The organism is Thermococcus onnurineus NA1, assembly GCF_000018365.1.
Classification (GTDB): Archaea; Methanobacteriota_B; Thermococci; order Thermococcales; family Thermococcaceae; genus Thermococcus; species Thermococcus onnurineus.
This window is the reverse complement of the sequence record NC_011529.1, coordinates 1303399-1327264: the sequence shown is the minus strand read 5'-3', so window position 1 is coordinate 1327264 and position 23866 is coordinate 1303399. Positions and strand designations below refer to the sequence as shown.

At 51.5% G+C, this 23866-nt stretch carries 30 protein-coding genes; 12 read left to right on the top strand and 18 right to left on the bottom strand.

Annotation, left to right across the window (positions count from 1 at the left end):
• Positions 1-9: 9 nt before the first annotated feature.
• Together TON_RS07390 and TON_RS10485 are read right to left on the bottom strand one after the other, a co-directional pair.
• Positions 10-585: a PH domain-containing protein gene (locus TON_RS07390; protein ID WP_012572412.1), complete on the bottom strand. Its 576-nt coding sequence runs from the start codon at positions 583-585 to the stop codon at positions 10-12.
• A 78-nt stretch (positions 586-663) separates the two neighbouring features.
• Entirely contained in the window at positions 664-801 is a 138-nt protein-coding gene (locus TON_RS10485) for a hypothetical protein (protein ID WP_187146223.1), read from the bottom strand.
• 19 nt (positions 802-820) lie between these two features.
• On the opposite strand from TON_RS10485, the gene TON_RS07385 reads away from it, so the two are divergent.
• From TON_RS07385 to glmM, 6 genes are all read left to right on the top strand, one after another.
• The gene (locus tag TON_RS07385) at positions 821-1606 is read left to right on the top strand and encodes a BtpA/SgcQ family protein (protein ID WP_012572411.1); all 786 of its coding nucleotides are present in this window, start codon (positions 821-823) and stop codon (positions 1604-1606) included.
• A gap of 123 nt (positions 1607-1729) precedes the next feature.
• Positions 1730-1861: a hypothetical protein gene (locus TON_RS10680; protein WP_274378400.1), complete on the top strand. Its 132-nt coding sequence runs from the start codon at positions 1730-1732 to the stop codon at positions 1859-1861.
• A gap of 38 nt (positions 1862-1899) precedes the next feature.
• Positions 1900-2250 (top strand): hypothetical protein, encoded by a 351-nt coding sequence (locus tag TON_RS07380; protein WP_148202378.1) that lies wholly within the window; start codon positions 1900-1902, stop codon positions 2248-2250.
• A gap of 39 nt (positions 2251-2289) precedes the next feature.
• Positions 2290-3993 carry a CGP-CTERM sorting domain-containing protein gene (locus tag TON_RS07375; protein ID WP_012572409.1) on the top strand — a complete coding sequence of 568 codons (1704 nt, stop codon included), beginning with the start codon at positions 2290-2292 and terminating at the stop codon, positions 3991-3993.
• A gap of 4 nt (positions 3994-3997) precedes the next feature.
• Complete coding sequence (locus TON_RS07370; RefSeq protein WP_012572408.1) at positions 3998-4381, top strand: hypothetical protein; 384 nt, start codon at positions 3998-4000, stop codon at positions 4379-4381.
• A 58-nt stretch (positions 4382-4439) separates the two neighbouring features.
• Positions 4440-5789, top strand: a complete 1350-nt coding sequence (gene glmM / locus TON_RS07365) for a phosphoglucosamine mutase (protein ID WP_012572407.1) — start codon at positions 4440-4442, stop codon at positions 5787-5789.
• Here the strand turns inward: glmM and TON_RS07360 are convergent.
• From TON_RS07360 to TON_RS07340, 5 genes are read right to left on the bottom strand one after another with little or no spacing between them, the layout of a single operon-like run.
• Positions 5786-6361, bottom strand: coding sequence for a hypothetical protein (locus TON_RS07360; protein WP_012572406.1), 576 nt, complete (start codon positions 6359-6361; stop codon positions 5786-5788). The genes glmM and TON_RS07360 overlap by 4 nt on opposite strands.
• Positions 6362-6367: 6 nt before the next feature.
• Entirely contained in the window at positions 6368-6961 is a 594-nt protein-coding gene (locus tag TON_RS07355) for a hypothetical protein (protein WP_148202376.1), read from the bottom strand.
• Positions 6918-8657 (bottom strand): tetratricopeptide repeat protein, encoded by a 1740-nt coding sequence (locus TON_RS07350; protein ID WP_187146222.1) that lies wholly within the window; start codon positions 8655-8657, stop codon positions 6918-6920. Before TON_RS07350 ends, TON_RS07355 begins: the two co-directional genes overlap by 44 nt.
• 26 nt (positions 8658-8683) lie before the next feature.
• Entirely contained in the window at positions 8684-9256 is a 573-nt protein-coding gene (locus TON_RS07345; RefSeq protein WP_012572404.1) for an AAA family ATPase, read from the bottom strand.
• Complete coding sequence (locus TON_RS07340; RefSeq protein ID WP_012572403.1) at positions 9253-10053, bottom strand: hypothetical protein; 801 nt, start codon at positions 10051-10053, stop codon at positions 9253-9255. The genes TON_RS07345 and TON_RS07340 overlap by 4 nt, the downstream gene beginning before the upstream one ends.
• A 133-nt stretch (positions 10054-10186) precedes the next feature.
• Here TON_RS07340 and TON_RS07335 point away from each other — a divergent pair, with 133 nt between their 5' ends.
• Complete coding sequence (locus tag TON_RS07335; RefSeq protein WP_012572402.1) at positions 10187-10780, top strand: ECF transporter S component; 594 nt, start codon at positions 10187-10189, stop codon at positions 10778-10780.
• Here the strand turns inward: TON_RS07335 and TON_RS07330 are convergent.
• From TON_RS07330 to pyrB, 3 genes are read right to left on the bottom strand one after another with little or no spacing between them, the layout of a single operon-like run.
• A complete protein-coding gene (locus TON_RS07330) occupies positions 10757-12319 on the bottom strand; it encodes a D-glucuronyl C5-epimerase family protein (protein ID WP_012572401.1) in 1563 nt (520 codons plus the stop codon). The genes TON_RS07335 and TON_RS07330 overlap by 24 nt on opposite strands.
• 47 nt (positions 12320-12366) lie before the next feature.
• Positions 12367-12822: an aspartate carbamoyltransferase regulatory subunit gene (gene pyrI / locus TON_RS07325; RefSeq protein WP_012572400.1), complete on the bottom strand. Its 456-nt coding sequence runs from the start codon at positions 12820-12822 to the stop codon at positions 12367-12369.
• 2 nt (positions 12823-12824) lie between these two features.
• On the bottom strand, positions 12825-13757 hold the full coding sequence (pyrB, locus tag TON_RS07320) for an aspartate carbamoyltransferase (RefSeq protein ID WP_012572399.1): 933 nt from the start codon (positions 13755-13757) through the stop codon (positions 12825-12827).
• A gap of 119 nt (positions 13758-13876) precedes the next feature.
• Between pyrB and TON_RS07315 the strand changes: the two genes are divergently transcribed.
• The 3 genes from TON_RS07315 to TON_RS07305 are packed head-to-tail and all read left to right on the top strand — an operon-like array spanning position 13877 to position 15457.
• The gene (locus TON_RS07315) at positions 13877-14767 is read left to right on the top strand and encodes a thiamine-phosphate synthase family protein (RefSeq protein ID WP_012572398.1); all 891 of its coding nucleotides are present in this window, start codon (positions 13877-13879) and stop codon (positions 14765-14767) included.
• The gene (locus TON_RS07310; protein WP_012572397.1) at positions 14764-15057 is read left to right on the top strand and encodes a VanZ family protein; all 294 of its coding nucleotides are present in this window, start codon (positions 14764-14766) and stop codon (positions 15055-15057) included. The genes TON_RS07315 and TON_RS07310 overlap by 4 nt, the downstream gene beginning before the upstream one ends.
• Positions 15044-15457, top strand: coding sequence for a secondary thiamine-phosphate synthase enzyme YjbQ (locus tag TON_RS07305; protein ID WP_012572396.1), 414 nt, complete (start codon positions 15044-15046; stop codon positions 15455-15457). The genes TON_RS07310 and TON_RS07305 overlap by 14 nt, the downstream gene beginning before the upstream one ends.
• 191 nt (positions 15458-15648) lie before the next feature.
• On the opposite strand, the gene TON_RS07300 is transcribed toward TON_RS07305, so the two are convergent.
• On the bottom strand, positions 15649-15891 hold the full coding sequence (locus TON_RS07300) for a PLDc N-terminal domain-containing protein (protein WP_012572395.1): 243 nt from the start codon (positions 15889-15891) through the stop codon (positions 15649-15651).
• 89 nt (positions 15892-15980) lie between these two features.
• Positions 15981-17327, bottom strand: coding sequence for a cyclic 2,3-diphosphoglycerate synthase (locus tag TON_RS07295; RefSeq protein WP_012572394.1), 1347 nt, complete (start codon positions 17325-17327; stop codon positions 15981-15983).
• Between the two features lie 208 nt (positions 17328-17535).
• On the opposite strand from TON_RS07295, the gene TON_RS07290 reads away from it, so the two are divergent.
• On the top strand, positions 17536-17991 hold the full coding sequence (locus tag TON_RS07290) for an alanyl-tRNA editing protein (RefSeq protein ID WP_012572393.1): 456 nt from the start codon (positions 17536-17538) through the stop codon (positions 17989-17991).
• Positions 17992-18050: 59 nt separating this feature from the next.
• On the opposite strand, the gene TON_RS07285 is transcribed toward TON_RS07290, so the two are convergent.
• Positions 18051-18839, bottom strand: a complete 789-nt coding sequence (locus TON_RS07285) for a DODA-type extradiol aromatic ring-opening family dioxygenase (protein ID WP_012572392.1) — start codon at positions 18837-18839, stop codon at positions 18051-18053.
• Positions 18840-18952: 113 nt separating this feature from the next.
• Here TON_RS07285 and TON_RS07280 point away from each other — a divergent pair, with 113 nt between their 5' ends.
• Positions 18953-19234 carry a hypothetical protein gene (locus TON_RS07280; RefSeq protein ID WP_148202374.1) on the top strand — a complete coding sequence of 94 codons (282 nt, stop codon included), beginning with the start codon at positions 18953-18955 and terminating at the stop codon, positions 19232-19234.
• Here TON_RS07280 and thrC read toward each other — a convergent pair.
• Genes thrC through TON_RS07255 form a run of 5 tightly spaced genes read right to left on the bottom strand, consistent with a single transcriptional unit; the run spans position 19218 to position 23863 of the window.
• Positions 19218-20351, bottom strand: coding sequence for a threonine synthase (thrC, locus tag TON_RS07275; protein ID WP_012572390.1), 1134 nt, complete (start codon positions 20349-20351; stop codon positions 19218-19220). The genes TON_RS07280 and thrC overlap by 17 nt on opposite strands.
• A gap of 7 nt (positions 20352-20358) precedes the next feature.
• A complete protein-coding gene (locus TON_RS07270; protein WP_012572389.1) occupies positions 20359-21447 on the bottom strand; it encodes a hypothetical protein in 1089 nt (362 codons plus the stop codon).
• A 39-nt stretch (positions 21448-21486) separates the two neighbouring features.
• The gene (psmB, locus tag TON_RS07265; RefSeq protein WP_012572388.1) at positions 21487-22089 is read right to left on the bottom strand and encodes an archaeal proteasome endopeptidase complex subunit beta; all 603 of its coding nucleotides are present in this window, start codon (positions 22087-22089) and stop codon (positions 21487-21489) included.
• 35 nt (positions 22090-22124) lie between these two features.
• Positions 22125-22847 carry an ABC transporter ATP-binding protein gene (locus tag TON_RS07260; RefSeq protein WP_012572387.1) on the bottom strand — a complete coding sequence of 241 codons (723 nt, stop codon included), beginning with the start codon at positions 22845-22847 and terminating at the stop codon, positions 22125-22127.
• On the bottom strand, positions 22847-23863 hold the full coding sequence (locus TON_RS07255; protein ID WP_012572386.1) for a FecCD family ABC transporter permease: 1017 nt from the start codon (positions 23861-23863) through the stop codon (positions 22847-22849). The genes TON_RS07260 and TON_RS07255 overlap by 1 nt, the downstream gene beginning before the upstream one ends.
• Positions 23864-23866: the final 3 nt, after the last annotated feature.

Here is a 23866-nt window from a genome sequence, read left to right as displayed (position 1 = left end):
GGGGAAAAACTAAATCTGCTCCAACAGCTTCTTTCTCTTTTCCTCGTACTCCTCCTGAGTAATAACGCCCATATCGTAGAGCTCCTTGAGCTTCTTGAGCTTTTCGAGCGGATCCTCTTCTTTTTTGGCAGGCGGGTGCTGGACGATGGCTTCCGCAGGCACGGTTCTCGTTATGAACTCCTTAGGCTTCTTTAACGTCCACGTCTCGCTAGTCAGGCCCTTCTTCACGTCGATGGAAACCGGTTCGACGGCTATAGCGTTGAGGGCGTCCTTTATAGCGTTTATGGCCTTTCTCGCCTCTTCCTTGTTCATCCAGCCGAGTCTGAGGGTGATGTTCTCCTCTCCCTGGATTATGAACTCCGAGGACATTACTCCAAGCTTCACCGTTATCTGCTCCAGCTTCTGGTAAGGGATAGCTTTCATCTCGTATCTTCCGAGGATCTTCTCGTCGAGGTATATTATCCTCCTGTCAGTCACGAGAAGCCACTTGGGCTTCTCCAGACTGATCTTCTTCCTTATTGAAAAGAGCACCTCCTCACCGTGCTCAAGGTGCCTGAGTACGGCCTTGGGTAGTTCTTTCTCCACGTTAACTCACCGCCAGTTCTTGTGGTGTTCGTGTTATATTAACTTTCCTTGCGATACAGGAGAAAGGGCATCTCCCTATCAACACTTTCTATGAGGGGGTTTGAGGGGCTTTCTCTTCTCTCCCATCTTCAGAAAGACTTCCTTAGGTCTCTCTTTCAGCTCTGCTTCTATCCTGATACGTTCCACCTGGGCAAAGTTTAATATCTCTCCTTCCAACCCTAACTGGTGGTATTCCATGGACTTTGAGAAAAAGCTCCTTATCGGGATGGTGCACCTCAAGCCCCTGCCGGGTTCATACCTCTACGATGGTGACTTTGATTCCCTCATTGAGCGGGCCATAGCGGACGCGAGAACGATTGAGGAAGCTGGCTTCGACGCGATCATGGTGGAAAACTTCGGGGACGTGCCCTTCCCGAAGTATGTTGACAAAACTACAGTCGCGTCTCTGGCGGTCGTTGCCAGGGCCATACGTGAGGAGGTTTCAATTCCCCTCGGGATAAACGTCCTCAGGAACGACGGAGTTGCAGCCTATTCGATTGCCTACGCCGTAAAGGCCGATTTCATCAGAGTGAACGTCCTGAGTGGAGTGGCCTACACCGACCAAGGAATAATAGAGGGCATAGCCCACGAACTCGCCCGGATCAAGAAGCTGCTTCCGAGCAAAATCAAGATCTTTGCTGACGTCCACGTCAAACACGCGGTTCATTTCGGGGACTTCGAGGACGCCTTGCTGGACACCGTAGAGAGAGGTCTTGCCGATGCAGTCGTGGTTAGTGGGAGGGCAACAGGAAAGCCTGTTGACCTAGAAAAGCTCGCCCTGGCGAAGAAAATCTCCCCCGTGCCGGTCGTAGTTGGTTCTGGAACTTCCTATGACAACCTTCCTCTGCTCTGGAAGCATGCGGATGGCTTCATAATTGGCACGTGGATAAAGCGCGGGGGGAAAGTCGAGAACGAGGTCTCGCTTGAGAGGGCCAGAAAACTGGTTGAACTTGTGAAAAATCTTCGGGAAAGCTTGTTCTGAATTTTCCAATTTCGAATTTTCTTTTCCAAAAGCCTTATTACCCATAACTGCGTAATTTGTAGAAATGCAAGCCCTGTCCCGCTTTTCTTTTCCACGAGATGGGTTTGTTGCGGAAGTGAGTATATGAGTTCGGAACCCCTCACGGGCTTCCACATTCTCGGTCCGCTGATCGGGCTTTTTCTGATCCTTGGGGCAGTTATAGTTTTCCTCCTGCTCGCGAGGTGGTTCCTGGGGCTCCTTCGGAGGTTGGTATGATGTTCAAAAAACTGGCCCTTTTTCTAGGCGTTGTTCTGTTGTCGGCTCTGACGGTCAAAAACGGGGACTCCGACAACCCCGTCTTCGAGGACATCCGCCGCCCGGAGTTCAGGATTGAGAACGACCTGGGCCTCTTCGACGGCATCGTGCACGACGTGAGGGTTACGAACGATACCGCGAGCGTTTCCCTCGAGTATTTAGCTGGGGAGGACTCCTTCTGGAGGGACTACGCCAAGATGAGCCTCGCTGTTCTTGAAGACGCGCCCTGGGTAAGCAGAGTGGAGATAGTCTACCTCTGGGGGAGGAACGTCAACGTTTCTGTTTCCAGCGGCGACCTACTGAAGGCCTCTCCGGGGAGCTCTCGGCAGAGGAGTTCGCGAACTCGATAAGCGTTGTTAAAATCAGAAAACCATGAGGGAGTGTGGAAAATGAGAAAATCCGGCATCTTCGTTGCATTTTTCCTTGTTGTGGGCCTTTTCCTGCCCCTTACAAGTCCCTCCAGCGCGTGGGAGGTTGTTTACGGCGTCCAGCGCGATAAAACGATGTTCGACAGCGTCTACAACCCCATGGCATTCGTTCCGGGGAACGCGGGGGACTACTACCTCCTCGGAAGCCACGGGGCCGGATTAGCGGTTCTGATACACCTCTCGCCGATGGGGGAGGTACTCTGGGTCAAGAATCTCAGCCTCAGCCAGGAACTTCCCCTCAACCTCCCCTACGGGCAGTATCAGGTTGTATCGGACATCGCCGTAGGAAATGATGGCATCTATGTTGTCTTAAGAACGAACGGCGTCCTCAACGTCTCGGCACCGGATGACTGGATCAAGGGGGACCCGCTCTTCACGCTGGTCAAGTTCGACTTCTCAGGAAACCCGGTCTGGGCCAAGGCCTTCAAGAACTCAAAAGGTGGTTATTCGGGCATCAGGGTTCAGCCCACGGGCGATGGGGCCATTGTTGTGGCCCCCGTCTACGCGCACATGCATCATAAAAACCCGGACGATCCATATGATTGGGAAGGCATAGCCTCGGCCCTCGACATAGGGGCGATAAAGTTCGACTCCTCCGGAAACCTGGAGTGGATCCACATCTACGGCAGGGAGAGCATCCACGAGTACGTGAACGCAGTGGGCTTCGACGGGAGTGAAGTTGCCATAGCATTCTCTTCCTCCCTCGGCGGTCCGGACCTCGGATTCCTGGCAATAGACCCCGAAACCGGAAAACCTGAGTGGGTCAGGGAGTACAAGCAGGCGGTAGACGGCGGTGAGCTCTGGAAGATGGGGCGCTTCAACACTCTCTCTGGTGGAAGACCGATGCTCTACAGCGTCCCCGACGGATGGCTCTACACCAACGGCCTTCCCGGGAAGTACGACGGCGGTGCCTCAATCTGGGTAAAGCTTGACAAGAAGGGCAACATCCTCTGGAGCGGCTTCTGGAACACGACCCTCTACAATGGAGAATCCCCTGCCGGCTTTGCCCTCGCCGATGACGGGAACTACGTTTTCTTCGACCCGCTCGTTAAGATGTCCCCCTCCGGAGATGTTCTCAGAGTTTACTACGACGTCCAGCCCCACAGCTGGTATATAGCCCGCGCCAGAAACGGCTTTGCTATCTTCCTTCTTCCTGACAGGCTCCTGAAGCTGGACTCCAACATGAGCTTTGCTGGCTGTGACGTCCACCATGTCGAGAAGGGAGGCGAACTGACCGCGTGGGTTCCGAACTTCGTGGACCTGGGAAAGGACGACGTGAAGTTCGTGAAGGTCCCCCTCTACTCTGAGGCCAGCTTTGAAGGAACCTTTGAGTTCGACGACCTCCCGACGTGGGAGTGGTACAGGGTTGCCCCGGTGGATGTTTGGGTTCACGACCACCCAAGCGAGTACTTCCACGTTGAGGAAGCCTGCAACCAGACGGGTTCATCCGAGGGGGGAACTGAGGACTCTGCCGGCCCTGCCACATCGGTTCACTCGCCAGCCACCACATCTGAAGGTTCCGGCTTCACAAGCCCAAGCCCATCCAGCGGCTCCAGCAGCGAGGGAACAGGCACTGACGGGGGAGTTTCGGTAGACGTGACCTGCGGGCCAGGGATAATGGCCCTGCTCGCGCTGCTGGTGATTGCAATAACTCGGAGGAGGTGATGATATGGGACTGATCAAAAAGCTGATCGTTGGCTTCTTCCTGCTCATAGTCATAGGCATAGTCGCGGTCTTCGGCATGCAGTACTACTACCTCAACGCCTACGACCAGGTCTTGGTTGAGGGCAAGACCGAAATGGTCTCTGGAGACGTCTTCTACCTTTCGAACGTCCTCGAGCCGGGCAAGTACTACATCACTGCTGAAAGCGAGGGGACCGTTGAGAAGATAGTGATACTCGACGAGAACGGCAACGTTCTGACTGAATCTGAAATGGAGAGCATGATCTACGGCTCAAGCCAGCCCTTCCAGGTTAGGGTGGACTACAAGGCTCCTATGAATGTCGATAGCTACGAGGTCAAGGTGGCCATATACAGGCTCGTGAAGAAGTGACGAAAGGGTTATATTTTGCCCATTCTACTTTTCTCCATCATTTTCACGGGTGGTTCTCATGGGGAAGTACTTCGGCACAAGCGGCATCAGGGAGATCGTCAACGAAAAGCTGACTCCAGAGCTTGCTCTGAACGTCGGAAGGGCGCTGGGCACCTACCTCGGCGGCGGAACCGTTGTCGTCGGCAGGGACACGAGGACGAGCGGCGGGATGCTCAAACGGGCGTTAATAAGCGGACTTCTATCAACTGGTGTTGACGTCATCGACATAGGCCTCGCACCTACCCCGCTCACCGGTTTTGCCATCAAGCTCTACGGGGCTGACGCAGGGGTTACAATAACCGCCTCCCACAACCCTTCCCAGTACAACGGCATAAAGGTCTGGCAGCCCAACGGGATGGCATACACGCCAGAGATGGAGAACCAGCTTGAGGCGATAATTGATTCCGGGAACTTCAGAAAGGCCGCGTGGAACGAAATTGGGAAGGTTAGAACGGCCGACCCTAAGGAGGAATACCTTAGAGAAGCGCTGAGGATAGTGCACCTTGATAATTCTTACACCGTTGTAATTGATTCTGGCAACGGTGCCGGTTCAATCCTCAGTCCCTACCTCCAGCGCGAGCTTGGGAACAAGGTTATCAGCCTTAACTCTCACCCAAGCGGTTTCTTCGTGAGGGAGCTTGAGCCGAACGCGAAGAGCTTGGCCATGCTCGCTAAGACAGTCAAAGCCATGAAAGCCGACGTTGGAATCGCCCACGACGGTGACGCGGATAGAATAGGCGTTGTTGATGACCAGGGCAACTTCGTTGAATATGAGGTGATGCTCTCGCTTATCGCGGGCTACATGCTCAGGAAGTTCGGGAAGGGTAAGGTAGTTACAACCGTCGATGCCGGCTTTGCCCTAGATGACTACATCAAGCCCCTTGGCGGTGAGGTTCTGAGGACGCGCGTCGGTGACGTTGCGGTGGCCGATGAGCTTGCCAAACACGGCGGAATTTTCGGCGGCGAGCCGAGCGGAACCTGGATCATTCCCCAGTGGAACCTCACCCCCGATGGTATCTTCGCAGGAGCTCTCGTTCTTGAGATGATAGATAGGCTCGGCCCGATAAGTGAACTCGCCAAGGAAGTGCCTCGCTACGTGACACTCAGGGCCAAGATTCCGTGTCCCAACGGAAAGAAGGCAAGGGCCATGGAGATAATCGCTCACGAGGCGCTGAAGTCCTTCGACTACGAGCGACTTATAGACATCGACGGCGTCAGGATTGAGAACGGTGACTGGTGGATTCTCTTTAGACCGAGCGGAACGGAGCCGATAATGAGGATAACCCTCGAGGCCCACACCGAGGAGAAGGCGAAAGAACTGATGGAGAAGGCCGAGAGGCTGGTGAAGGAGGCGATAGCGAGGGCTTAGTTCCAAAGGGCTTCTTTTACCCTTTCAATACTATCCTCGATATCCTCCTTATCAAACTCGACGTAAACCGCCTCCGGGAACCTCGCCATTAGGATTTCAAACAGTATTCCGGGCATCTGGACGAGCCTGAAGTTCTGCTCCATCACCAGCTCCTTCGAGCGCTTCAGCCTCTCCTCCTTGCTCAGGTAGAAGAACTCCTGGACAGCCTTGTAGGGATAGCTCTCCGGGTCACTCGAGCTCGTGTGGAAGACGCCGCACGTTGGGGAACCCCTAACCCCAAGAAAAACCACTTTCTCGGGCATCTCCTCAGTCAGAACCCGGCCTATGAAATCGGCTATCGTTTTTGCCTTCTCTACCATGCCGAGGTGCATGTAAGCTTCCCTGCTCATGGGCGGTCTTGGCCAGCCTATCAGCTCGTATTCGGGGCATGGGTAGGCCAGAACCTGCCACTCATCGCCAAGCTGAGCGAAAAGCTTTCTCAGTTCCTCCGCCGTCTTGTACTCCTTCTCCTTTGGGCCCCTATAGACGTAAAACGGGCTGAGCAAACAGGGAGCAATGATGAGGAGATTCATGGAGCATCACCACATTAACAATTTTGCTAATTCACTGGGATTTGCCCAAATGTGGGAGATTACCGATACAATTTCAGGATTCTCTTCTACTTCTAAATAAGCATCCATAATGTCCTCTGCTAATCTCTCACTGTATTCAAGATATGGCAAGTTGGAAATACGATTTAAAGTCTCTTCTATTATTAACTCGTACTCATCTAATAAGTTAAAACCAAGAAGTGATGTATCCAGAACAGAAAAAACATTACTCATGATGTAATTTTTTATATCAATCGTAATAACCTTACGTAAAATTGCAGTTTCGATCATTTCTAGAAATATTTCGGATGCTAGAGTCATCGTAGGAGATTTTATGTTGAATTGCTGTGAAATATTAATCAAAAACTTGTAACATGCTATTGATAACACAAAATTTCCTTCCTGTCTAAACATGTTCCCCAAGGTGAGTATAGCTTGGAAGAGTCCTTCGGCATACCCATTTTCTTTAAGTTCATTAAGTGCTAGAATCATGTATTCCACACTTTTGTCTTTGTTACCCATATAATGGTATGCTTCACTAATTCCCAAGTATGCTATTCCCTTTTTTTCTCTGTATCTCATCAAGATCTAGGTATGTAGAAGGATTCCTTTCTAGATTATTGAGCAACTTAAGGCCTTTTAAGTACAATTCCAATTGTTTCTTAATGTTTCCTTTTGCCTTCTGTATGTTTCCTAAAGATAAAATGGCTGAAACTTGTCTCTCTTCATCCTCAATTTTTTCACTGATTTCAAGGGCTTTTCTAAAGGATTCTTCAGCTTTGTCTAGTTCCTTCTTCATTAAGTATATGTTTCCAATGTTTATGTACTGTTGGGAAATTAACATTTCAATTTCTTTGTCTTTATCTTTTTCTTTATTCCTCTTTCTGAGACTACGGCTTATTCTTAGGGCTTCTTTGTGAGCAGTTAGTGCTTTATCTATCTCTCCAATGAGGCGATAAGCAACGCCCATATGTTGTAACATGAGTATGTGTAGTATTGGATCCTCCTTTTCGTCTATTATTTCTAGTAACTTAGACAAAATTCCTAAGCTTTTGTCTGGATATCCTTGTAGCCAATATTCCTTGGCAGTTCTTAAGAGAACAGAGGGATCCTTTATTTCGGCCATTATATGAGTGAGTATTTTTTCATATCCTATTTTTTTCGTTATTTCGAGCTCCATGATTCCTAAAATTAACATCAAATTTTCAAAATAAATCTCATCCAAGCTATATTCTGAATTTAGATACTTAGTTGCTTTTCTGTACGTCTCAGCTATCGCTTTGGAAGTGAGAGGGTACTGGTCTCGGATGAATACTTCAAAAAGGGAGTGATATATGCGGTAGACCTCTAGATCAAATTGTAACTCTTCTTGGATGAGGATTCCCCTCTCCCTTAATTCACGAAAAGCATCATCTAAATTTTCGATACCTCTTCCAAAAGCATTTATTAGCTTAAGCGTTAGGTGTTCAGGGGCAAATGCCAGTCTTTTGAGCAATTCGCGAGCTTCAATTGAGAGGCTATCTAAAATTTCTTGGTGAATTTTATCAAGGCTAGTTCGAGTTTCAGGATCTTCTAGGGTGAGTAGGAACTTTATCATCTCTTCTTCCGAGTTCTTTTTGTTGCATATATATGCCAGAACTCTTGCAACGTATGGGATGCCTTCAGACAAGTTTGTAATTATTGACACGATGTTTGGAGGGAGCTGAGGGAATATTTTAGTAACAAGCTCTTGTATTTGTTCTTGGGTTAGCCTTCTTAGACGAATTACAGAATATCCCCCCGGTTTGAAATTTATCTTCTTGCTCCATTCTATTGGTCCCTCCAATACGAAGAAAATACTAGGGTTGATTTCACTAATTATTTGGATTAACTCTAAAAATTGTCTATCTAACTTATGAGCATCCTCAATGAATATTACTGTTCGTTTTTTTAGCTTGGAAAGATAAGAATAAATTTTTCCAGTTGTAGGCTTTTCTTCCCATCCAAGACCGCCTCCAATTACCGGCAGTGAAAGGGAGGTTAATCGTTTTATGAATGATCCAAACCAATGTTCTTCTACTTCTTCCTGGATTAATCCTCCATGAAAATACTCTACCTTATATTGTTGCTCTTCAAATTGCTTAGCTGCAACTTTAAGAAAATTTGTCTTCCCTATTCCCCTCTCTCCAGTAACTAAAATAATGTTCTTATCTCTGTTGTGAATAATCTTGGTAAGTCTCCTTAGCTCTTCGGTTCTTCCAATAAACTTATCCCCAAATTGTTGTTCGAGGATTCTCATCATAAGAAAAGGAAATATTCTGGGATTTAAATCTTTAGTCTCTCTAGGATCTTCTCGACCCTTCGACGGAGCTCTTCCAGAGTTCCCTCGTTCACCACCACGTAATCCGCCATGTCCTTCAGCTTTGAAGTCTGGTACAGCTCCTCTTCGGCGTCATCCATCCTCTTAAAGTCCTCGAAGCTTTTGATGCTCTTATCCTTTCCTGCCTTCCTCCTTACCAGTCTCTCGAACCTTATCTCAGGCTTTGCCTCGACGTAGATGACCTTTCCCCCAAAGCGCTTTATCGCCTCGATTTCCTCCCGAGAGCGGACGCCATCTATGATTATATTCTTGCAGTGCCTCTTCTTGTCTATGGCGAGCCTGATGAGTATATCGCCGCCGTATTTGTCTTTAAGATACTTACCGAACTCTATCAGCTTCTCCCTTGTGGGCTCGGCCTGCTCTGGCAGCTCCGGAATCCACGAGTAGTCCTCGACGTTGTGGGCGAGCAAGTCTATAAGCGGGTCACTGCAGCTGACTCTACAGAAGCCCCTCTCCTCAAAGAACTTCGCCACCGTTGTCTTCCCGGCCGCTATCTTGCCAACCACGCCGACTATCATCGCCGCCACATCCTCCAGATTAAGTTAGCACCGTCCGTTGATTCCATCAGGCCCTCATAGGTCAGGCCTATTACAAAATCCACGAGGGCCTTTTTATCGTACACCACGGGCTTCTCGAAGCCAAACAGGTACTTCAGCTCGAAGAAGCCTATGTGTAGGAAGCGGAAGGGATTGAGGAGTGCTATTCCGTCTTTAAACTTCAGATCAAATGGAAAATCGGCCAGAACAAGCTTTGCTTTTCTCTCCTTCGCGAGGTTCAGGAGCTTTTCCTCGTCAGGGAAGAGAACTTCGATTGGTTCGCCCTCAATTGGCTCGTATTTCATCTTCGGGAACGCGTAGCGTATTCCGACGGCCTCGTATGGGAGGTTGAGCCTCTCTGCGAAGCCGAGCAAAGCCTTTGCGTTGAAGCTGAGGAAAACGAGCGTTTTTAGGTCTCCTTCAACTTCGGGCCACTTTCTCGGCGGGAAGTTTAGCTCGGCCTCGATTATTGGTAGGAGAAACTCAAGAGCAGTCCCTTTGACGAGCTCCACGTTTTTCCTCAGCTTCCTCCGCTTTATCTCGAGGTCAAGATTTGAGTAAACGGTTACCTGCCTGACGCCGAGCCTTTCCTTCAGCTTTCCGATGACGAAGCTGTTGCCTATGACGACGCTCTTGTCGGTTCTATCGTGGGCTATAATGAAAAGCTTGTCTCCTTCGGGGTCGTAGCGAACTTCGTCTATCCTGAATGGGCTGTCGGGAAATCCATTTTCTAACCTGATTCCTCTCACGAGCTTAGTTATCTCTTCAACGCCTATCATCGAACCACCTTTTAGCGTCCCTATTTTGGCCGGCCGGTTTTTAAGGATTCTTTTGGAGGTTGTCCTCGCGAGTGTTTCATATTGGGAACAAAAATTTATAAATTGTGGAACAAACTTCGGGCTGGTGATGAGGATGAGGAGTCTCAAGCCCAAGGAGATAGCGGTAATAGGAATTATGCTCGGTCTTTCGCTGATGCTTGAGGTCATGCCAATAGAGATGCCCACCATATGGGGCATGAAGATAGACCTCGTTGCAGTCCCGATAGTTATGGTCTACCTCCTCGTGGGTTTCACCGGAGGACTGATAGCGCTTTTCCTGCTCTTCGTTGGGCTGAGTATAATTTCCCCGTCAAGCTGGCTCGGAGCCAGTATGAAGGCCACCGCGACCCTGGCGGTTCTGGTTGGCCTTGAAATAGCGAAGAGAGCAACGCGCTTTGACATCGAGAGTGCATCCCCAAACAGAATTGTCCTCTTAGCCATCGTCGGCTTTCTCGCCGGAATAGCCATCAGGATACCTCTCATGGTGGCTCTCAACTACTACTACGCCCTCCCCATATGGCTCGGCGTTCCGAGGGAGGCAGTGATAAGCACCGTTGAGGAGTGGACGGGTGTTCCCTTCTGGGTTGCGATAGGGCTTCCAAACGCGGTACAGAGCGCCATTGACGTTTTCGTTGGTCTGGCGGCAACGCTGCCCGTGTTGAGGTCACTTCCCCATCTCCTTGAGTAGCCGGGGAATGTTCTCTGGCTCTAGTCCTCTTTCTTTTAGATATTCGTTCCACTTCTTCGCGTACTCCAGGAAGGTCTCGTCGCCTGTTTTCATGTAGAGCCAGATGAGGAGCTTTATGTGCAGCCTGTGGTAGAACTCGCTCGAGGAGTCGTAGATGCTCGCGTACCTGCTCCAGTCCCCGGTGTCAAAATCAGGCAGGGCTTTTTTGACGCTCATTGCACCCTCCCAGAAGAGATTGTAAGCCCTCTCGTCGCCGGTGACTTTCCAGTAGTGGTACAGCCCCTGGAGAGCTATTATATGGCCGTTCAGAACGAGTTGCTCCGGGTGGTAGTTGTACTCCAAGTACCAGGGGCCATATTTCGTCTGGACAACGAAGCCGTTCTGATCGAGCGGGAGGTCGAATGAGTTCAGGAAGAGCCTTGCGGTTTCGAGATAAGTTTCGTTTCCGGTGAGGTTGTATGCCAGTGCATAAAGCCCTGCCGCCATGCCCTGGACATAGCCTGAAACCCACGGGACGCTCGCGTTCTGGAAGTGGAAATAGATGTGGAAGACAGCGTATTCGGTGCCGCTGTACCTTCCGTAGGTGGCGAACGGAAGAAGCTCGTCTAGGATTTCGAGCATGGCCTCGTAATCGCCTCTCTTGTAGTATATCTCCGTCCAGTGGAGTGCCGAGACCGGGTATAAGTTGAAGCCCCTCGCGGTGTAGTAGATGAAGGGCAGCCTGCTCCAAATCGGGCCGTCATGGACTTTGAGTGCACCATAGTAGGGGGAGTCATTGAAGAAAACAAGGATCATGTCTTTCCTTCCCGGCTCGCTCCAGTGGGAATAGTAATAATCCGTGGCCCTGAGGCCCAGAACTAGAGTTCTGACTGCGGGCCCATCGAGGCTGCCAAGCTTGGCCATCTGGCCAAGTGTTTTGATGTGGTAGCTTAAATCCCTGTATGCCTGGAGGTAGCTCAGGTTCCCGGTTTCCTTCCATAAGTTAAAGTACTTCTCCCTCAGCTCTTTGTTGACCATGAGCTCGGTAGGAAAGCCTGCCCGCGCGAGGGTATCCCCTACAGCTGTAGAATCCTCGAGAAATATGGTGGTCGGCACGTCCCGGCCGATGACGCCGCTGAGCTTTTCGTCGAGCCTCATAACAAAGATGCCCGGCTCGTGAACGGGCTCCAGCGTTATCAGGTAGGTCTTTCCGGCCTCTGTGCTTACGGTTACTTCTCCACTGACATCAAATTCAATGCCGTTCCAGTTGATCGCCCATCCTTTAATCTTGAACACAACCCTTCCGGGCGCTCCAGTGTATGCCAGCATCGGAACGTTGGTCTCGTTTATCTTTGCATCACCGATCTCAATATTAAAAAGGGCCATCTCAAAGGCGGCGTTTTTGTTTTCGATCATTGCGTATATCCTAATATCTCCATCGTTTTTTGTGATCTGGGTTCCGAGGGGGCCTGTCTTTGATGGGCTCCCCCTGTAAACGAATCCTACTATGCTCACGATGAGAATGAACGCAATTACTAACGCGGCGATGGCTCTTTTCATACCACTCACAATTAAAAAATAAAGGGGACATGGATTATAAGCCTTTCTCAGAGGTTGCTCAGAATCTCACTTTCCTCCATCGTCCTCTCGCAGTAATGGCAGCGCACCTTCAGAGGCTCCCTTGAGACGACGTAGAACTTCGAAGTGACGTATTCGTGGTTGCTGACGCAGTTGGGATTGGCGCAGCGGAGGATTCCCACTATTTCGTCCGGAATCTCCACGTTGAACTTCTCCGCCACCCCATAGTCCCTCACGATGTTAACCGTGGCGGTTGGCGCGATAAGCGATATCTTGTTGACCTCTTCCTCGCTCAGGAACTTGCCCTCGATTTTAACGATGTCCTTCTTGCCTAGCTTCTTGCTGTGGACATTCGAGGCAAGGAGCAAAACTCCCCCGTTAGGCCTGCTTAGGTGGAGTATCTCGATGACCTTGAGGCCCTTTCCGGCCGGAATATGGTCTATAACGGTTCCTTCCTTAATAGCGGTGACCTTGAGCTCGGCCATCTTTATCCCTCCAGAACTCCAAGAGTGAGTCCGAGCAAAGCCATTCTAACCGGAACGCCCGAGAAGACCTGGCGGAAGTAGAGGGCGTGGGGTGTCCTGTCAACCTCTGGATGTATCTCGTCGACCCTTGGGAGCGGGTGCATTATCTTGAGGCTCTCCTTTGCGTTCTTCAGAACGGCGCAGTTCACCTGATAGCTCCCCTTGACCTTGAGGTACTCCTGTTCGTCGGGGAAGCGCTCCCTCTGGATCCTCGTCACGTATAGGACGTCCAGCTCGGGAACCGTTCCCTCTAGGTCTGTCGTCTCATGGACCTTAACGCCCTTCTCGCGTAGCTCCTCGACTATATGCTTGGGCATTCTGAGGAGTTCCGGTGAGATGAGGTAAAGCTCGACGTCGTAGAAAGCTAAAGCCTCCGCCAGACTATGCACTGTTCTCCCGTACTTCAAATCACCGAGAAGGCCTATTCTGAGGCCGTCTATCCTCCCGAAGGCGCGCTTTATAGTGTAGAGGTCGAGGAGAGTCTGCGTGGGGTGCTGGTTGCTTCCATCGCCGGCATTGATGACGGGGATTTCAGCCACTTCGGCGGCGAGTCTTGCCGCACCCTCCATCGGGTGGCGTATAACTATTACGTCGCTGTACTGCTCAACTGTTTTTATGGTGTCGGCTAAACTCTCTCCCTTTTTGACGCTCGTGCTTGCCGCGGAGGAGAATCCTATCACAGAGCCTCCGAGGCGATGCATTGCGCTCTCGAAGCTCAGCCTCGTCCTCGTCGATGGCTCGAAGAAGAGCGTGGCTAAAATCTTGCCCCTCGCGTACTCAAGATGGCCTTTCTTGTTAAGTCTCTCTTCAAGCCTTTCGGCAATCTTCAAAACAAACTCGATGTCTTCCTTGGAGAAGTCCCTAACGCTTATCACGTCGCGCCCTTTCCATTCCATAAGTGCCCTTCTGATGTAAAAATTGATGAGTTTTTAAACATTTTTTGACATAAATTTGTTGACAGTAATGCTTTAAACTCTGGTTCGAATTTTCAATAACCGGGTTTTAGGGTGGTAGCATGAGGACGCCGAGCCTCTATATTGCCGAGGAACTCATGCCGTTCCTCAGGGCCAAGATAGCTGAAAGCCTGTACAAAAGCGGCATGAAGCAGGTTCAGATTGCCGAGTACCTCGGTATAACTCAGGCGATGGTGAGCAAGTATCTTGCCAGTAAGTACAAAGTCCCGCCAAAGGAAGTCGCGGGCGAGCTTGAAAAGCTGGCCTCAGAAGTGTCAAAGCTCATACTCTTCGGGGGAAGCAGAGAAGACGCCATAGTTCTCACCTCCCGCAGGCTCTTCGAGCTCTTCCAGAATGGCCTTCTGTGCAGGTTCTATGCTGAGTATGCAGGAGTAAGTGAGGAATCCTGCCGCTCGCTCTTCTCGGCCCAGCCCGCTAGGGGAGAAATCCTTGAAATGCTCAGTCTGGCCCTCAACGAATTGCTTAGAGATGAGACGTTCCCCTCGCTGATTCCTGAGGTTAGGAGCAACTTCGCCTATGCTCTTCCCAACCCAAGAGGCTCGGAGGACGTTGCTGCTATCCCGGGTAGGATAACCTCCGTCAAAGGGAAAGCCTTCGCACTGCCCCCAGAGTTCGGTGCAAGCAGCTTTACAGCCGGGATACTCGTTGAACTTGGAAAAATACGGCCTGAAATCAGGAGCGTCCTGAACATAAGGTACGGTGAGGATGTGGAGAATGCCCTCAAAAAGGCTGGCTTTAAGGTTGCAAGGGTTAAAACCGGTGGACTGAGTGAGGATGAGGCTGTTAAGAGGATCGCAGCGGTTTTCAAGGATGGAGTCTACGAGGCTGTCATCGACGAGGGTGGCTTCGGTGTCGAGCCCGTCGTTTACTTCTTCGGGAAAGACCCCGTCGAGGTTGTAGAGAAGCTCAAAAGGCTGGTGGGACTCCTTTGAGGCGAAAACTCCTTGCTTTTTATATACTTCTGCTCATCTTCCTCAATCTAACCCCTAGGATTCCTTCCGCTCCGGTTGAAAATGGCGACAAGCTCGCACACTTTGCCGAGTTCCTAATTCTAGGTTTTCTGGGCTGGCCCCTCTGGCGTTACCTCACTCCCCTGCCATTTCTCCTTGAGTTTCTCCAGCTATTCGTCCCGGGCAGGACTTTCTCGCCCTACGACATGGCCGCAAACCTAATAGGCTTTGCCCTTGGAGTTCTCTTTGGGTGGTGGTATGAAGGTCGTTAAGAAAGAGCTCCGTTTCTCAACGAAGGGTGAAATTGATCTCATTGACATAACTCATGATGTCGAGAGAATTGTCGAGGAGTCAGGAATAAAGAACGGCCAGGTTCTTGTCTTTGTTCCTGGTGCAACTGGGGCAATAGTGACGATAGAGCACGAGTCAGGTCTCTTGGAGGACTTCAGGAGGGCCCTGAGGGAGCTGGTACCCAAAGGTAAAGACTACCTCCATGACAGAATCGACGACAACGCTCACTCTCACCTGAGGGCAACCCTGCTCGGCGCGAGCGAGTGCTTCCCCGTCGCTGACGGCAGGCTCCTCCGGGGAACGTGGCAGCAAATATTTTTCGTTGAGCTCGACGTGAGGCCAAGGAGGAGAAGGGTGATAGTTCAGGTCTTGGGTGAGTGATTTATAAAGGCTGAGAACTCATCTTTTCAACCATTTATAAACCTTGAGAAAAACCGTTTTCACAGTTTATAAGGGGGTAATAACCCGCCCAAGTTCATTGACTCCGCCTTCGGCGGTACTCCCCGGGCAGAGGTAGTTGGTCGTCATACCTAAAAGGCTTCCGGTCAGTAAACCGGAATGTCATCGTTGGATTATGGACTTTCCTCCCTCGGCTCCTCGTACTTGTGGCTGGACTTAACGATAACGTAGTAGATTATCGCGCCTATTATTCCGAGGAAGAGTGCTACAATGATCCATACAACCTTCTCAACGTCGGGCATACGTTTCTGGTTAACCAGCACGTCGTAGATCACCCACACAATCGCGACAAGGCCTAAAATGCCCAAAATCCATCCAAATCCCCATAGTGCAAAAAATATTCCTGATCCTATCATGGCATTCACCAAAGATTGAGTGGGTCTCTTTTTATAAAAAGATTACTTTTGGCTAATAGTATGGAAAAGAAAACGGGAGATTAAGAAGCTCACTTCTTGAGCTTCTCGCACTTCTCGACGAACTCCTTGAGAACATCCTTGAGCTTCGGCTCGCCGATCTCCTCAAGCTCGTACCTGACCCTGACGGCCGGCTTGTTGAGCTTCATGACGCGGCGGAGGTCGATGGGGGTACCCATGATGACGACGTCAGCATCGGCCCTGTTGATGGTCTCCTCGAGCTCCTTGATCTGCTTGGCACCGTAGCCCATGGCCGGCAGGATAACGTCAAGGTGGCTGTACTTCTTGTAGGTGTCAACGATTGAACCGACGGCGTAGGGCCTCGGGTCGACTATCTCGGCCGCGCCGTACTTCTTGGCGGCGATGTAACCGGCACCGTACTTCATGCCGCCGTGGGTGAGGGTCGGACCGTCCTCAACGACGAGAACGCGCTTGCCCTTGATGAGCTCCGGCTTGTCCACGTAGAGGGGTGAAGCTCCATCGATGACGATGGCGTTCGGGTTAACCTTCTCAATGCTCTCTCTGACCTTCTGGATGTCGTCCCTGTTGGCGGTGTCTATCTTGTTGATGATTATGACGTCAGCGGCCCTGAAGTTGGTCTCACCTGGGTGGTACTTGAGCTCGTGGCCGGGCCTGTGCGGGTCGGTGACGACTATCCAGAGGTCTGGCTCGTAGAACGGGAAGTCGTTGTTTCCGCCGTCCCAGAGGATTATGTCGGCCTCCTTCTCGGCCTCGCGGAGTATCTTCTCGTAATCAACACCTGCGTAGACAACCATGCCCCTGTCGATGTATGGCTCGTACTCTTCCCTCTCCTCGATGGTGCACTCGTGCTTGTCGAGGTCCTCGTAGCTGGCGAAGCGCTGGACGACCTGCTTCCTAAGGTCGCCGTAGGGCATCGGGTGTCTTATAGCGACGACCTTGTATCCCATCTCCTGAAGTATTTGGGCAACCTTTCTGCTGGTCTGGCTCTTTCCACAGCCGGTTCTGACGGCGGTAACCGCTATGACCGGCTTGCTGGACTTGAGCATGGTGCTCTTTGGACCGAGGAGCCAGAAGTCGGCGCCAGCGGAGTGAGCGCGAGAGGCTAGATGCATGACGTGCTCGTGGGAGACGTCTGAGTAGGCGAAGACAACGATATCAATGTTGTGCTCCTTGATTATCTTCTCAAGGTCGTCCTCGCTCCATATCGGTATTCCGTTCGGGTAGAGCTCGCCGGCAAGCTCGGGTGGGTAGAGTCTACCCTCTATGTCGGGAATCTGGGTTGCGGTGAAAGCAACGACTTCGTACTCGGGGTTGTCCCTGAAGAAGACGTTGAAGTTGTGGAAGTCCCTTCCGGCGGCACCGAGAATGAGTACCCTTTTTCTCTTCTTTTCAGCCATGTTAACCACCTCAAAAGTTTTTAGGTTGGCACTGATGTATCGTTCTTGACAGTTATAACGGTTTTTGTTGAATAATGCAAGTTCCTTGCGGGAATTATTCGATGGGGGCATTTATGAACTGAAAAACATTCAAATCAGACTGAATAATCCCTGTTTCAGTTTACCCGTAGCTTTAATAAACATATATTCCAACCTATTAGGGTGCCTTATGGAGCCAGTTGAGGTTAGAGCTCACACTGCCCTCCACGTGGTCAAGGGTGCGGTCGTTAAAGTTCTTGGCGAGGGTGCTAAGTGGACGGCGAGCGTTTATGTTGGTGGGAACCATGGAAGGTTAACCGTCAAGTTCGACAGGAAACTAACTCCCGAGGAAGTAGCAGAGATTGAGCGCCTCGCCAACAAGAAGGTAAAAGAAAACGTTCCAATTCACATCTATGAGCTTCCGAGGAATGAGGCCGAAAAAAGATTTGGTGAGGATATGTACGACCTCTTTCCGATACTGCCGGAGGTCAAAACGCTCAAGGTTGCCGTCATCGAGGACTGGAACGTAAATGCTTGCAAGGAGGAACACACGGCAACGACGGGCGAAATAGGGAGGATAAAGATAAGGAAGGTTCGCTTTAGGAAGAGCAAGGAGCTTTTGGAGATAAGCTTTGATGTGCTCTGAGTCTGTGTACTGCTACTTCCAAGCGTATATAAAGGGCTGTGTATTTGAAATGCACAAACTCAGGGTCTCACGTAGAGCGCCGCCCCCATACCGAAGTAGCTCGGGCAGGCGTAGGCGGTGATTTTGAGCTCCATTGGAACCTTCCTCAGCGAGCCGAGCATTATCAACAGCTGCCAGTAGCTGTCGGGCAGGGCCTTTCTTATGAGCTCATCGTCGATGTTCAGAAGCTCTTCCAGTCTGTCCTCGCGAATGAGCCCCATAATGAGTTCGTCATACTCCTTCGATTCGGGGGCGTATCCATAGGGGCCGTTTGGATCGTGAGCGTGCCCATGGTCGGCGCTGATTATAAGGGCGACCTTCTTCTCGTAGTCTTCGAGAACCTCGGCAAGAACCTCGCCGAAGCGGACTAGGGTTTCCCTCGGCACTTTCCTCGCCGGCGTTACGAGGACAAGCGGCCTCTTTTCGAGAAAGTGGAGTGGTATTAGTTCTCCCCACGTCAGCGGGAAGCGGGAATACTCGCCGCTCAGGGCAGCGAAGTTGATGTCAACCACCGGAATGCCTTTGGCTTTAGCCTTCTCGTAGATCCTTCCCGCCAACTCGCGGTCAGTGTCGTATTCTCCTGGAAGCTCAACGCCCGCAAAACCGAGCCACGAAACGAGGTGTTCGGTCATTATAATGCCGAGATGGTCGCTCATTCTGACGTTGTGCGGGCTGACCAGAACGTAAGCTTCCGCTCCAGAGAATGTCCTTCCGATTTCCTTCAGCGTCTCGGCGAGCTTTTTCGTCTTTTTATCCTTCGGGTCAAGAACGTCGTTGCCGTGGGGCATCATGGCGACTCCGCTGAGCATTGCCACCACCGGTTTCGAAGTATCCTGGTCGATTTATAGGCCTTACTGCATATTGATGTGCCCTAGTGTCCTTGTTCAAAAGCTTTTTAAACTTTTACTTGAAAGTAAAAGTGGTGTTGCCGATGGATTTCGCGCTCTTCATGGAGCGCTACGGCTACGAGATTCTCCTTCGTGTCATGATTCTATCGGCGTTTGGGATAATAGCTGGTCTCTTCGCGTTTTGGGGCTATTTCACCGGTGGAATAGCCCCTCTACTCGTGGGAGTGTATGCCTTTCTGATGGCCGGCATGGCGAAGCTCTACCTGTTCCTCTTCGCTGAGAATCCTAGGAAAATGGAGAGTGAGAACGAGCTGAACAGGGAGAGGGGCAGGAAATTCTTTATGAATCGCTTTTGAGACATCCCTCAAGCTTTTCAAGCTCGCACTCCCTAACGCTTCTCCCTTCTATCTGGGAAATGGTTTTCAGGCCGGAACCGGTGAGGATTGAGACAACTTTCGCTTCCTCGGGGATGTTGAGCTTTTTGAGGGCGGCTATTCCTGTCGCGCTTGAGGGCTGGACGAAGAAGCCTTCTTCGGCGAGTCTCTTTTGTGCCTCTAAAATCTCTTCGTCGCTAACAGTCACGCACTTTCCGCCCAGCTCACGGAGGAGCTTAAGGACGACGTTCCCGCTTGGGGGATAAGGATTCTCTATGGCATGGGCTATCGTCCGTGGAGTCTCAAAGCGCTCTATCCTCCCTTTCCCTTCAGAGAAAGCCCTGCATATAGGCGAGCAGCCCTCTGCTTGAACCGCTATGAGCGTTGGGATCTTGTCAATCAGCCCGCTCGCGAAGAGCTCGAGAAAGCCCTTTGCTATTCCTCTGAAAAGTCCGCCAGATGAGGTCGGAATCAGAACGTAGTCGGGCGTTAGCTCCTCGGCGATTTCGAAGGCGATGCTCTTATACCCCTCCACTCTGAAGGGGTTGTCCGAGTTCATGAAATAGATGCCGAGCTCTTCTCCGAGTTCCAGACTCTCGAAGTAGAGCCTTCCGTAGTCGCCCATTACTCTTATCACGTCGGCTCCGTAGATGGATACGGCCTTGAGCTTCTCATCGCTCGCGCTCCCTGAGACGAGTATCTTGGCTTTCAGGCCCGCTCTTGCGGCGTAGGCTGCAACGCTCGCCGCCATGTTGCCGGTCGATACAGTCCCAACGGCTTTGTAGCCGACCTTAACCGCGTAGCTCATCGCCAAAAATGTCCCCCTGTCCTTGAAGCTCCACGTTGGATTGGCTGTCTCGTTCTTGAGGTAGAGCTTTACGCCGAGCTCTTTGCCGAGCCTTGACCTAATCAGTGGAGTGTCCCCCTCACCGAGGCTCAGCTCGAGGTTTGGCTCGACCGGCCAGAAGTCGTAAAAGCGCTCCCAGACACTCTTTGCTATGTACGGCTCGCCATGGAAGAGCTCGAACTCAACGGGCTCGCCGCACTCACACCTCTGAATGGGTTCGGTGTACTCCTTCCCACACATTGGGCACTTCATCTTCACACTACTCCCTCCTCTCGGCGATGAGGAGAACGGAATCCCCCTCAATCCTTATCGTGTAGTTCGCGTAGGTGTTGCCTTTGGCCAGCTTCTCGAGGGCCTCTCCAAAGGCTTTCGCGCTCTCTTCGTTGGAGAAGACTACCTTCCACTGGAGAAGATAGCCGCTTGCGTTTTGAGTCAAAAGCAGTCTGTCGCCACGCCAGGCCGAGGAAATACTCCACGCAGTCTTGTTGTCGTAGCCGTGGTCTCTCAGGAGGATGTAAACGTAGAACTCGCCCATCCTGTCGTCCTTCAGGACCCGAGAGCTCTCCGGAATGCTCAGCGTGACGTTTACCGGCGCAATGTTCTCAAGGTAAAGCTCAGGGTGCATAACCTGCTGGGTTGAGATAGGATAGCGGCTGTAGGCTTCATTCACAAGCTCCCAGTTACCTTTCTCGTAGAGGTACCTCACAAACCTGTCACCAAAGAAGTAGGAGAATATGTTGATGTCCGTGAGCGGATTCTCGCTCAGGGAGCGTATCTTGTGGATTGGAATCCCGTTCCTCTCGCAGTAGAGATCCGCCACAAGATCAGCGTCGCCCTCAACGAGCGCCCGTACAGCTAGAGTCGCATCAAAAGTGTCGGCACTGTATTTGGCGTCGAACCACTGCTTCTGGAGGACATGAACCGACTCGTGGGCTATCGTTCTCTTTGCGACGTCGAGACTGGCCATGAAGTTCTCCTGAATGATATATATCCTGTCTCCCATCGTTGCCGCTATCCAGTTGGCTCTCCTTTCGGTCTCTTCCTTGATGTACTGGTAATCTGGAGGGAGCATCAATGTCATCTTGTAGGTGAGCTCCTCGATTTTCATCCTCCCCACGTCGGCTTTTGAGGGTTTCCACATAGCGAGGGCCTCGCTTTCGGTGATCACTATTATCTGGGGCATCTCCTTGAAGGTGAGGTTCCTTATCTCCTGAACCTGGTCGAGGATTTCATTTACCTGCTCAAGAACGATGTTGGGAGTAACAGTCACCCTTTCGGCCCCGTAGAGTGCAAGAATGAGGAGCAGGATGAGTGTTATTGATACAAGCTGTTGAGTCCCATCTTTCATATGACCAGCTCGAAAAAGGGAATTAAAAAGAGCTTTGGTTCAATCATTGAACTCGACGAACTCCTCCGTTATGCCTTCCTTTGTTATGGCAACGATCTGGATTTTCCTGCTTCCCGTGTAAACGTCCCTCTTTCCGGCGGTTCTTACCGCTCTAACGGCAAGCTCCTTGGCTTCTTCAATGCTCATGTCCTTTTTGTAGCCGTCTTCGAGGACGGCTATCGCGAAGGGGCTTCCTGAACCCGTTGCCGTATAGTCGTCGAATATCAGTCCGCCAAGTGGGTCGAGGTTGGCTAAAGTTGGTTCCTCAACGTAGCCGCCGAGGATTATCTGAACCAGGTATGGGAACCATTTGTTCCCGTTGAGGATGTTGCTAAGCAGGTTGGCCATTGCCTTCGTGCTCATTGGTTTGCCCCACGTGAACTGGTAATAGCGTGCCTCTGCCTCGAGCATTCTCGCCAAGGCCTGAACGTCGCCGACGCTCCCGGCGGTTGTTATGGCTATCCTGTCGGTGATCGGGATTATCTTCCTGATGTTGAGCGTTTCGACCATGTGGCCGAGCGAGGCCTGAGTATCGGCCGCGAGGACGATACCGTCCTTGGCCTTTATTCCCACAGTGGTGGTGCCGGTCTTCTTCGTTTCCATTCTCTCACCTCTGCTTCATATTCTCACCGGACGTTTTAAACTTTTGCGAGCTCAGGAAGAACTATCCTGTGGCCGCTTACCTCGACTATTTTGGCTTTCACGCCGTAAACTTCCCCCAGAACTCTCGGGCTCAGCTCTTCGGGCCTTCCCTCCCAGCGCTTCTCTCCTCTGTGGAGGAGAATCAGTCTGTCCGCGTAGCGGAGCGCTAAATTCAGGTCGTGGAGAACCGCTATCACAATTTTCTCATTGCTAAGCTCGCGGAGCAGTTCCATTACCTGGAGTGCATGATTGATATCGAGGTGGGAAGTCGGTTCGTCGAGGAGGATGACGTCGCTGCCCTGAGCTAGGGCCCTCGCTATCAAGGCGAGCTGGTACTCACCACCGCTTAGGTTAGTTATCTGCTCCTTTCTGCGTCCCCACAGGCCCACCTTCTTCAAAGCTCCCTTGACGTCGCCCCTGGTTGCGTAGGTTCCGAGTTCGACGAACTCCTCTATCGTGAAGGTAAACTCCGGATAGGAGCTCTGCGGCACGTAGGTTATCAGCTTCGCTCTTTCCTTGGGCTTGAGGGAGAGGACGTCAATCCCGTTGAGCTTTACGTGGCCGATGGGCTTGAGTATTCCCACCAGGGACTTCAGGAGCGTTGATTTTCCCGCCCCGTTGGGACCGATTATCGCGAGCAGCTCGCCCTTATCTGCACTAAACTCGACCCTCTTCAGTATCTGCCTCTCGCCGTAGGAGAAGGAAACGCTCACATCCATCATGAGTACAGCTCCCCCTTCTTGTGCTTCATCAGGAGGTAGAGGAAGAATGGTGCCCCCATCAGGGCGGTGATTATTCCCACCGGAAGCTCGGTTGGCTTCGCCACGGTTCTCGCGAGAAGGTCAGCCATCACCAGGAGGACCCCACCGAAGAGCGCCGACGCCGGAGTGAGTTCCCTGTGGTTGGGGCCGAGAATGAGACGTACTATGTGGGGGCTGACGAGGCCGACGAAGCCGATTATTCCGGCAGTGGAGACGGCAAAGGCAGTTAGAAGTGCTATAACTCCAATGAACAGCTTTCTGTAAAGGTGCACGTCCAGACCGAGCGCTATGCTTTCCTCGCCGAAGAGTATTAGATTCAGCTCGCGCCACCTCGAGAGGAGAAATCCAACCCCAAACAAGGCGATGATGAACATCTCTCCCACGTCGTCCCAGTCAGAGCCATTGAAGGTCCCCATGAGCCACATCCACGTCACGTGGGCCTTTTCCCCCTGACTTATGACGAGGTACCATGTTATCGCACTCGCTAAGAAGCCGTAAGCTATGCCAGCCAGGAGAAGCGTATCGACCGGGATGTGACCGTCAACTTTGGAAACAGAATAAACGACGAAGACAGAGATGATAGCAAAAACCAGTGCAAAAGCTCCCATATGCGCAGGTGCGTATATGGCGGCAAGCGCGGCCCCTATTCCGGCACCAGCACTTACGCCTATTATGTACGGGTCAGCTAGCGGGTTCTTGAAAAGTGCCTGAGAAGCGACTCCAGCCGAGGCCAGGCTCATCCCGACGAGGTAAGCCAGCAGAACCCTGGGCAGGCGGAGCTTCCAGATGATGATGAAGTACTTTGGCTCCTCTCCCGTCTCAATCGAAGGGAATAATCGTGCGAGGACAGATTTTATCCCGTAATATATGCTCCCAGTGACGTCGGAAGGACTCACGTTTACAGAGCCGATGTAAACGCCCAGGAAGCAGGCGATAATGGAGAGGGTTATCAGCGCGGGGAGCCACTTCTTCATGGC

Coding starts and splice junctions, on each gene's coding strand:
- TON_RS07370 (WP_012572408.1), top strand. CDS start 3,998: ATGGGACTGATCAAAAAGCTGATCGTTGGCTTCTTCCTGCTCATAGTC.
- TON_RS07360 (WP_012572406.1), bottom strand. CDS start 6,361: ATGAATCTCCTCATCATTGCTCCCTGTTTGCTCAGCCCGTTTTACGTC.
- TON_RS07270 (WP_012572389.1), bottom strand. CDS start 21,447: ATGAAAGATGGGACTCAACAGCTTGTATCAATAACACTCATCCTGCTC.
- TON_RS07285 (WP_012572392.1), bottom strand. CDS start 18,839: ATGCTCAGCGGAGTCGCCATGATGCCCCACGGCAACGACGTTCTTGAC.
- TON_RS07335 (WP_012572402.1), top strand. CDS start 10,187: ATGAGGAGTCTCAAGCCCAAGGAGATAGCGGTAATAGGAATTATGCTC.
- pyrI (WP_012572400.1), bottom strand. CDS start 12,822: ATGGCCGAGCTCAAGGTCACCGCTATTAAGGAAGGAACCGTTATAGAC.
- TON_RS07375 (WP_012572409.1), top strand. CDS start 2,290: ATGAGAAAATCCGGCATCTTCGTTGCATTTTTCCTTGTTGTGGGCCTT.
- TON_RS07355 (WP_148202376.1), bottom strand. CDS start 6,961: ATGAGATACAGAGAAAAAAAGGGAATAGCATACTTGGGAATTAGTGAA.
- TON_RS07295 (WP_012572394.1), bottom strand. CDS start 17,327: ATGGCTGAAAAGAAGAGAAAAAGGGTACTCATTCTCGGTGCCGCCGGA.
- TON_RS07315 (WP_012572398.1), top strand. CDS start 13,877: ATGAGGACGCCGAGCCTCTATATTGCCGAGGAACTCATGCCGTTCCTC.
- glmM (WP_012572407.1), top strand. CDS start 4,440: ATGGGGAAGTACTTCGGCACAAGCGGCATCAGGGAGATCGTCAACGAA.
- TON_RS07350 (WP_187146222.1), bottom strand. CDS start 8,657: ATGAGAATCCTCGAACAACAATTTGGGGATAAGTTTATTGGAAGAACC.
- TON_RS07385 (WP_012572411.1), top strand. CDS start 821: ATGGACTTTGAGAAAAAGCTCCTTATCGGGATGGTGCACCTCAAGCCC.
- TON_RS07255 (WP_012572386.1), bottom strand. CDS start 23,863: ATGAAGAAGTGGCTCCCCGCGCTGATAACCCTCTCCATTATCGCCTGC.
- TON_RS07340 (WP_012572403.1), bottom strand. CDS start 10,053: ATGATAGGCGTTGAAGAGATAACTAAGCTCGTGAGAGGAATCAGGTTA.
- TON_RS07345 (WP_012572404.1), bottom strand. CDS start 9,256: ATGATAGTCGGCGTGGTTGGCAAGATAGCGGCCGGGAAGACAACGGTG.
- thrC (WP_012572390.1), bottom strand. CDS start 20,351: ATGAAGTGCCCAATGTGTGGGAAGGAGTACACCGAACCCATTCAGAGG.
- TON_RS07260 (WP_012572387.1), bottom strand. CDS start 22,847: ATGGATGTGAGCGTTTCCTTCTCCTACGGCGAGAGGCAGATACTGAAG.
- TON_RS07300 (WP_012572395.1), bottom strand. CDS start 15,891: ATGATAGGATCAGGAATATTTTTTGCACTATGGGGATTTGGATGGATT.
- TON_RS07290 (WP_012572393.1), top strand. CDS start 17,536: ATGGAGCCAGTTGAGGTTAGAGCTCACACTGCCCTCCACGTGGTCAAG.
- TON_RS07330 (WP_012572401.1), bottom strand. CDS start 12,319: ATGAAAAGAGCCATCGCCGCGTTAGTAATTGCGTTCATTCTCATCGTG.
- TON_RS10680 (WP_274378400.1), top strand. CDS start 1,730: ATGAGTTCGGAACCCCTCACGGGCTTCCACATTCTCGGTCCGCTGATC.
- TON_RS07305 (WP_012572396.1), top strand. CDS start 15,044: ATGAAGGTCGTTAAGAAAGAGCTCCGTTTCTCAACGAAGGGTGAAATT.
- pyrB (WP_012572399.1), bottom strand. CDS start 13,757: ATGGAATGGAAAGGGCGCGACGTGATAAGCGTTAGGGACTTCTCCAAG.
- psmB (WP_012572388.1), bottom strand. CDS start 22,089: ATGGAAACGAAGAAGACCGGCACCACCACTGTGGGAATAAAGGCCAAG.